The 7,364-nt window shown below is 72.8% G+C and carries 4 protein-coding genes and 1 pseudogene; 1 reads left to right on the top strand and 4 read right to left on the bottom strand.

The features are described from left to right. Positions 1–1,077: pseudogene (locus tag NBW84_RS20615) on the top strand (hypothetical protein); the annotation flags it as partial. Between the two features lie 292 nt (positions 1,078–1,369). Here NBW84_RS20615 and NBW84_RS20610 read toward each other — a convergent pair. From NBW84_RS20610 to NBW84_RS20595, 4 genes are all read right to left on the bottom strand, one after another. Further along, positions 1,370–3,817, bottom strand: coding sequence for an FHA domain-containing protein (locus tag NBW84_RS20610; RefSeq protein ID WP_250286533.1), 2,448 nt, complete (start codon positions 3,815–3,817; stop codon positions 1,370–1,372). Between the two features lie 585 nt (positions 3,818–4,402). Beyond that, the gene (locus tag NBW84_RS20605; RefSeq protein ID WP_250286535.1) at positions 4,403–5,098 is read right to left on the bottom strand and encodes an LmeA family phospholipid-binding protein; all 696 of its coding nucleotides are present in this window, start codon (positions 5,096–5,098) and stop codon (positions 4,403–4,405) included. Positions 5,099–5,609: 511 nt separating this feature from the next. Further along, a complete protein-coding gene (locus NBW84_RS20600) occupies positions 5,610–6,341 on the bottom strand; it encodes an SDR family NAD(P)-dependent oxidoreductase (protein ID WP_250286531.1) in 732 nt (243 codons plus the stop codon). Positions 6,342–6,581: 240 nt separating this feature from the next. Further along, positions 6,582–7,364 (bottom strand): FAD-linked oxidase C-terminal domain-containing protein (locus NBW84_RS20595; RefSeq protein WP_445548789.1); only part of this gene is annotated, 783 nt, incomplete at its 5' end.

Here is a 7,364-nt window from a genome sequence, read left to right as displayed (position 1 = left end):
GTACGCGGCAGCAGCCGGGCGCCACGCGACGGCGGCCGGCGGATGGCGCTGGTGGCCGCCGGCGCCGCCGTCGCGGTGCTGGCGACGGTCGGCGGGGTGCTGGCGCTGGCCTCCGGCGGCTCGGGCACGGACGGCGAGCGGACGAAGGTCGTCGACATCCTGCCGAAATCCGACGTCGGCCTCGGCGACGACACCCTGGTCTACTCCAGCGAACAGGACGGCCTGCGGGCGGTCTACAGCCTGCGGGCCGGCCCGGACGGCAGGCCCGGACAGCCGAAGAAGCTGACCGGCGACGACGCGAAGCCGGCCGCGCTCCCGGTGATCGTCGGGCCGCAGCGCAGGACCGTCCTCTACACGGTGATCGACTCCTCCCCCAGCCTGGTCGCGATCGCCGCGGACGGCAGCGGCGCGCCGATGCCGCTGTTCACCTCCGGCCCGGCGGCGGAGCTCGCGATCGCGCCGGACGCCCGGGCGTCGGTCGACCCGACCGGGAGGTTCGTCGTCATCAAGGCGGTACGCGGGCCGAACGACGGCGGCACCGGGCTCTACGTCGCCGCCGTCGACGGCTCCAGCGTCCGCAGGCTGAACGTGCCGGCCGGCGCCACCGACCCGTCCTGGTCGCCGCTGGGTGACCGGATCGCGTTCTTCGTCGGCGCGAACGGCGTCGACGGCGGCGCGCTGTTCACCATCGACGCCGACCCGGCCGCCGCCGGCGCGAAACCCGTCCCGCTCACCGCGGGCACGGAGGGCTTCGACGCGGACCCGTGCTGGTCACCGGACGGCAAGAAGGTCGCCTTCCGTCGCGCTTTCGACTCGAACCTGGCCGAGACGGACGTCTTCGTCATGGACGCGAGCCCGGGCGCCACCCCGCTGCGGCTGACCGAGGCCCCCGGCCGGGACCAGGACCCCACGTTCGTGGCCGGGGACGGCAAGAGGATCGCCTTCACCAGCCAGCGCGACGGCGCCACCAACCGTGAGATCTACCTGACGAGCGCGACCGCCCTCGACGACGCCCACGCCCAGAAGCTGACCTCGTTCCGGGGGGACGACGCGACCCCGCGCTGGACCTCCGGCTGAGCCCCCCGGCGACCGTGACCGGCCGGGCCCCCCGGCAGCCGTAACCGGCCGGGCCCCCCGGCAGCCGTAACCGGCCGGGCCCCCCGGCAGCCGTAACCGGCCGGGCCCCCCGGCAGCCGTAACCGGCCGGGCCCCCTGGCAGCCGTAACCGGCTGGGCTCCCTGTCCCGGTGCCGGGACGCCGGGCATCGACAGGGCGGCTACGGCTTTTTCGCCCCGGACAGCACGAGGTCCGGGCGGCTTCCGACCTGGAAGCTGCCCGGACCTCGGTCAGGGATGTGACGGGCGGACCGTCAGGACGGCGTCGGCTTGCGCTTGGCGGTCTTCGGGTCCATCCGGCGGATCAGGATGGCCGTGACGATGACGCAGATCACGCCGATCGCCACGCCGCCGGCGATGTCGATGCCGTATGCCCGCGCGGTGTGGTCGAAGAACGGGTCGTCGACGACCTTGGGGTTGAGCGGCTTGCCGTCGGGGCGATGCTCACGGGCCCGGCTGATCGCGTTCAGGTCACCGACCGAGGACAGTGCGGCGTAGCCCCAGCGGGCCGGCGCGACCAGGCTGACCTGCTCCAGGCCGGGCTTGCCGTGCACCGGCAGGATGCCGCCGCTGAACACGAGCTGCGCCATGGTGAGCAGGACGAGCAGCGGCATGGTCTTGTCCGCGTTGTCGACCAGGGCGGAGATGAGCAGCCCGAGCATGGCCGACGCCAGCGACACCACGATCACCGCGAGCAGGCACTCGAGCAGGGGGTTGCCCAGCACGACCGCTGTGTCGGGCTCCCGGCGGACCAGGCCGATCAGGGTGAACGGGATCGCCTGCAACGTCGTGATCAGGGCCAGTACGACGATCTTCGAGCCGATGTAGGCGGTCCGGGACAGCCCGATCGCCCGTTCCCGCCGGTAGATGGCCCGTTCCTTGACGATCTCCCGGACGGAGTTCGCCATCCCCATGAAACAGGCGCACAGCACCATCACCAGCAGGATCGTGCCGGCGTCCGAATTCGGTGAGCCGTCCTCGGGCAGGCCGAACCCGCCGGGGATGGCCCGTGGGATGAGCCCGAGCAGGAACGGGAAGGCGATGATCAGTCGTAGGTAGGATCTGTCGGACGCGACAACGGAGAGTGTTCGCCTACTTAACGTGACGAGCTGGGAGAGCACCGACTGCTGGCGGATGCTCGGCAGGTCCTCCGGTGCCGGGCGGGCCGACGGCGCGGTCACCGACGCGGGGACGTAGTAGCGCGACTGGCGGAACCGCTCCGCCGACTCCGCGCCGGGGGTGGCCTCCAGCATCAGGAAGACGTCCGGGTAGTCCCTCTTGGTGAAGAAGGACAGGGCGTCGCGCGGCGGGCCGAAGTAGGCGACGTACCCGCCGGGCGCCAGCACCAGGACGTAGTCGCAGAGATCCAGCTGGGCGACGCTGTGGGTGACCACGACGACCGTGCGCCCGTCGTCGGCCAGCTTGCGCAGCGACTCCATGACGTTCTTGTCCATGCCCGGGTCGAGGCCGGAGGTGGGCTCGTCCAGGTAGAGCAGGGTGGGCTTGGTCAGCAGTTCCAGGGCGACGCTGGTGCGCTTGCGCTGGCCGCCGGAGAGCCTGGCCACCTGGGTGTCGGCGTGCTGGGTCAGACCGAGCTCGGCGAGGACCTCGTCCACCCGGGCACCACGCTCCTGCTTGGTGGTGTCCGGCGGGAAACGCAGCTCGGCGCCGTACTCCAGGGCACGGCGGACGCTGAGCGTGGTGTGGAGCAGGTCCTCCTGGGGGACGTAACCGATGCGGCGGCGCAGCTCGTCGTACTCGGAGTACATGTCCCGGCCGGCGTAACGCACCGCGCCCTGGTCCGCGGGGCGAAAACCGGTCAGGGCGTTGAGCAGGGTGGACTTGCCCGCGCCGCTGGGCCCGACCACCGCCAGCAGCGCCCGGCCGGGCAGCCGGAAGGTCATGTCGTGCATGAGCTGCTTCTGGCCGGCCCACACGTTCAGGCCGTCGGCCTCGAAGCTGACGTCCCCGGAGTCGATGTACTCGACGAGCTCGTCCCCGACGAGCTGGAAGACGTGGTGGCCGACGGCGATGACCGCGCCCTGCGGCACCGGCTCGCGGATGATGCGCTTGCCGTTGACGAACGTCCCGTTGGCCGACTCGAGGTCGGCGATCTCCACGTCCCCGCCGGGGGCCAGGTAGATCTCGGCGTGCCGCCGGGAGGCCAGCAGGTCGCCCACGACGATGTCGTTGTCCCGGGAACGGCCGATGGACATCCGGCCCGGGCGCAGCCGGTAGGAGGTCTGGCGCTCGTGCTCACGGTCGAGATCGTGGCTGCTCGTCTCGGCCTGGTTGCCCGACGGCTGCCGGGGCAGCTGCGGGCCGGGCTCGTAGCCGGCGGAGTCACGCAGCATCGTCGGCATCTCGAAGTGCGGGTCGGCGTAACGCGGGGGGTCGGCGTAGCCGGCGGGAGCCTCCAGCAGGACGACGACCTCCGGCCCGGTCGGGGTACCGAGCCGGAACCGGACCTCGCCGTTGACGTCGACGCTCTGCACCCGCTGGCCGTCGAGCCAGGTCCCGTTCGAGCTGATGTCCCGGACGGCCCAGCCCGCGCCGACCGGCTCGATCAGCAGGTGCCGGCGGGAGACCCGGCTGTCCGGCATCACGAAGTCGGCCGTGCGCGCGCGGCCGACGACGAACGGCTGGCCGGCGGGCACGGTGGCCACGTTGGCACCGCTGACGACTCTCAGGGTCGTCTGCACGTGTTTCCCCCTTCGGCGACCCAGGGACGGTGGCCCCCGGCAGTGCGCGAGAAGTGCGCTCGCGCCGCCATCGGCCCTCTGGGGCGGGACACAGGCCGGATGTCCCGCCGGACTGACTTCGACATGAATTTTCCGATCTTGCTGGTCGTCGGATCGTAGCGCCGCCCACCTACCTCGATCGACGATGGGTGTGCCAATCACCACGGACTGGACGCAGAGGAGCAGGCTGCGTGGGGCCAGTCATGTCCGTAGACGGCCGGCTGCCGGTGTGACGATATCCAGTACCGGCCGAGGATGACGCGCGGGCTATCCCACGTCCGTCAACTGTCGTCGATTCGACGTCACGACAGAGGGCCAGGAAAAAAGATCTTGTTTTTCGCGTGCCACCAGTGGGCCGAATCCTCACGGTCACCGAAAGCAAACGAACGGCGACCGGGATTCATGACCGAGCGCATAGCGAACGGTCACGACGAGCCGGTACGGACGGCGACCGGCACCGGCCCGGCAGCCGGGCACGGATACCGCTCGCCGCCTTCTTCCGGCGTCCAGCCTCTTCCAGCCACCTGCCGTGGCGCGTACCGTCCGTTACGAAGCCGGTGCGGGTTCCGCGGGCAGGACCACGTTCGTCGCCGTCGCGGTGACCGAGAGACCGTCCTTGCCGGTGGCGGCCTTCTCGATCCGTAGGTTGAACGGCAGGTTGTCGATCGGCAGCGGGATCCCCGGCAGTGGGAGGCCCGGCAGCCGGAAACCAAGGATCTCGGTGGGTATCAGGGTCAGCGTGTTGTCCTGGACCCCGAAACGGGTCGCCCCGCTCAGCTCCTGGGTACCGAGGAGGCCTGTGTCGATCCTGCCGGATATGTGCACCTCCTGGCCGTCGCCGACCGGGGTGACCTTCACGTTCTGCGTTGCCAGGTAGGCGTTGAGATCGTCATAGGTGATCTGCACGTCCGCGGTCACCTTGTCGACCGGCACGTCCTTGACCTGGTCGCGGATGGCGTCCCAGAACGGCACGTGGACGCCCTGCAGCCTGGCCTTCACCTCGGTGATCCGCGGGCCGGGCGTGGGAATGTCGGTGACCGTCACCCGCAGGTCGTCGTACTTGCCGAAGACGACCTGGGTGAGGAAGGGGAAGCCACCGATCGAGACGGCGGTGACCCTGGGTGGCCTGACCCCGGGGTTGGTGCTGCTCTGCGCCACCGACGTCTCCGCCTTCGCCTTCATCTGGCTCTCGGCGATCGGCACCGCCGCGCGGTCGGCCACGACCAACAGGATGACCAGCACGACCAACGTGATGATCGGCCACCGCCGCCGGCGGCGGGATACCGGGCCCGGCGTCACGCCGGTGGGCGCGAGGGGGGGCTGGCCTCCATACGATGGACCTCCGTACTGCGCACCCGTGTACGGCGGGCTCCCGTACGGCGGGCTCCCGGGCGGCGGGCCCTCGGGCGGCAGGCCCTCGGGCGGTGGGAACGCGCTGGTCGGCGGTATCGGTGCCGCCGGCTGACCCGGCTGACCCGGCTGTGCCGGCGCGTCGGGCTGTGCCGGTGTGCCGGGGGGCCCGGACCAGCCGGGCTGGGGAGCCGGCCGGAACGAGTCGACGGGCGGCGGCGGGCCGACCGGGCCGACGCGGGCCCGGTGTGTCTGGGCACCAGCGCCGGCAGCGGCACCGGACGGTGGGAGGCGCCGGGTCGAATCCACGGGCTCGCTGCCCACGTCCGGGTCGTCGTCGTGTCCAGTGCTCACGGTCAGGATGGTCGCATGGATGGCGGATCCCGGCACGGCATGGGTCAGATCACCCGGGAAAGTGCCCGTCCCCGAACAGGTGCGGCGCCCGCTCGGTGACGCTGGGCGGGCCCAGCCGGAAGACCGATCCGCGGGCGGCGGTGTAGGCGTTCCAGAAATGCTCGGCCACCGCGTCCGGGGAGAGCCGGCCGTCGGGGGCCACCCGGGCGTCGAGCACCACGGTCCGCAGCCGGATACCGCGGGCGCGCAGCACCGGCTCCAGCGACGTCCCGAGCGCGAGCAGCCCCGCCTTGCCGATCGCGAGGGCGAACCGGCCGGCGGCCGGCTCGGTCCGCGGCCCGGCCGCGGTCAGCAGCACACACGCCCCGGGACGCTCGGCCAGCAGCGTCACCGCAGCCTGGACGACGGTCAGCGCCCCGGTGACGTTGACCGCGAGGGTCTGGTTGACCGTGTCCGCCGACACCGACAGGGCGGTGCCCCGGATGCTCAGCTTGGCGTTGTAGACCACGGCGGTCAGGCCGCCGAGCTCGTCGGCGAGCTTGTCCAGCGCCGTGGCCACCGCGCCCGGCTCGGTGACGTCCGCAACCTCGCCACTGACGGCGATCCCGTCCCGGGCGAGGCCGGCCGTCACCCGGTGGACCGTGTCGGCCGACCGGGCGATCACCGCGAGCCCGAAGCCCTCCCGGGCGAACCGGCGCAGGAGCTGGACGCCGAACGCCTGCCCCGGCCCGACAACGACAAGCGCCCGCTCCCGGCGCGGGTCGGCGCGCTCCTGCTGCATGCGCCCATAGTGGCCCAGCGGGCCACGAGCTCATAACGGCCCAACGTGCCGCGAGCCCATAACAGCCCAGCGGGCCGCATGTCCGTAGCGGTGCCTGCGGCGGCCCGGAGGGCCTGCGGTCGGCAGCGGCCCAGGGGCCGCAGGCCGCCAGGGCCGGACCGGTGATCATCCCGCCCTCGGGTCGGCAGCGGCCCAGGGGCCGCATACCGGGTCCGTGGCGACCCCGCCGGGCCGGCCGGCTCAGGTGGCCCGGGGGACGAGGACGCCAGGGTTGAGGATGCCGTCCGGGTCAAGGGTGTGCTTCACCGCGCGCAGCACCGCCACCCCGAGATCGCCGATCTCCGCGGTGAGCCAGGGCTGGTGGTCGACGCCGACGGCGTGATGGTGGGTGATCGTCCCGCCGGTCTCGACGATCGCGCGCGAGGCGGCGGCCTTCACCCTGCGCCACCGTGCCACCGGGTCGTCACGGCCGGCGCACACGACGGTGAAGTACAGCGAGGCACCGGTCGGGTAGACGTGTGAGACATGGCACACGACCAGGCCGGGCGCTCCCCCGGCGGCGACCTCGCCCGCCCCCGCGCCGGCCGGCCCGCCAGCCTGCCCGACGGCTCCCCCGCCAGCCTGGCCGACAGCTCCCCCGCCAGCCTGGCCGACAGCTCCCCCGCCAGCCTGGCCGACAGCTCCCCCGCCAGCCTGGCCGACAGCTCCCCCGCCAGCCTGGCCGACAGCTCCCCCGCCAGCCTGGCCGACGGTTGCCCCCGCGGGCCGGGCGGCGGCCTGTTCCGCGGCCAGGGCGGCGACGAGGGTGTCGCGTACCCGGGTGTAAAGGCCCGGCAGGGCCGACCAGAACCCGGCCGTCTCCAGTGTCTCGGCGAACATGCCGGCGTCCAGCAGGGCGTCCCGCAGGTACGGGCCGTGGAAGCGGCCGCGCTCCCACTGCGCGCCGGCCTCTGCCCCCAGCGGGACCCCGCCGGCCGCGCCCAGCACCTCGGCGGCCGCGGCCCGGCGCGCGGCGACCCACCC

Source organism: Protofrankia sp. CiP1_Cm_nod2, assembly GCF_920664355.1.
In the GTDB taxonomy this organism is placed as follows: Bacteria; Actinomycetota; Actinomycetes; order Frankiales; family Frankiaceae; genus Protofrankia.
This window is presented reverse-complemented; position numbering and strand designations above follow the sequence as displayed.

Coding starts and splice junctions, on each gene's coding strand:
- NBW84_RS20600 (WP_250286531.1), bottom strand. CDS start 6,341: ATGCAGCAGGAGCGCGCCGACCCGCGCCGGGAGCGGGCGCTTGTCGTT.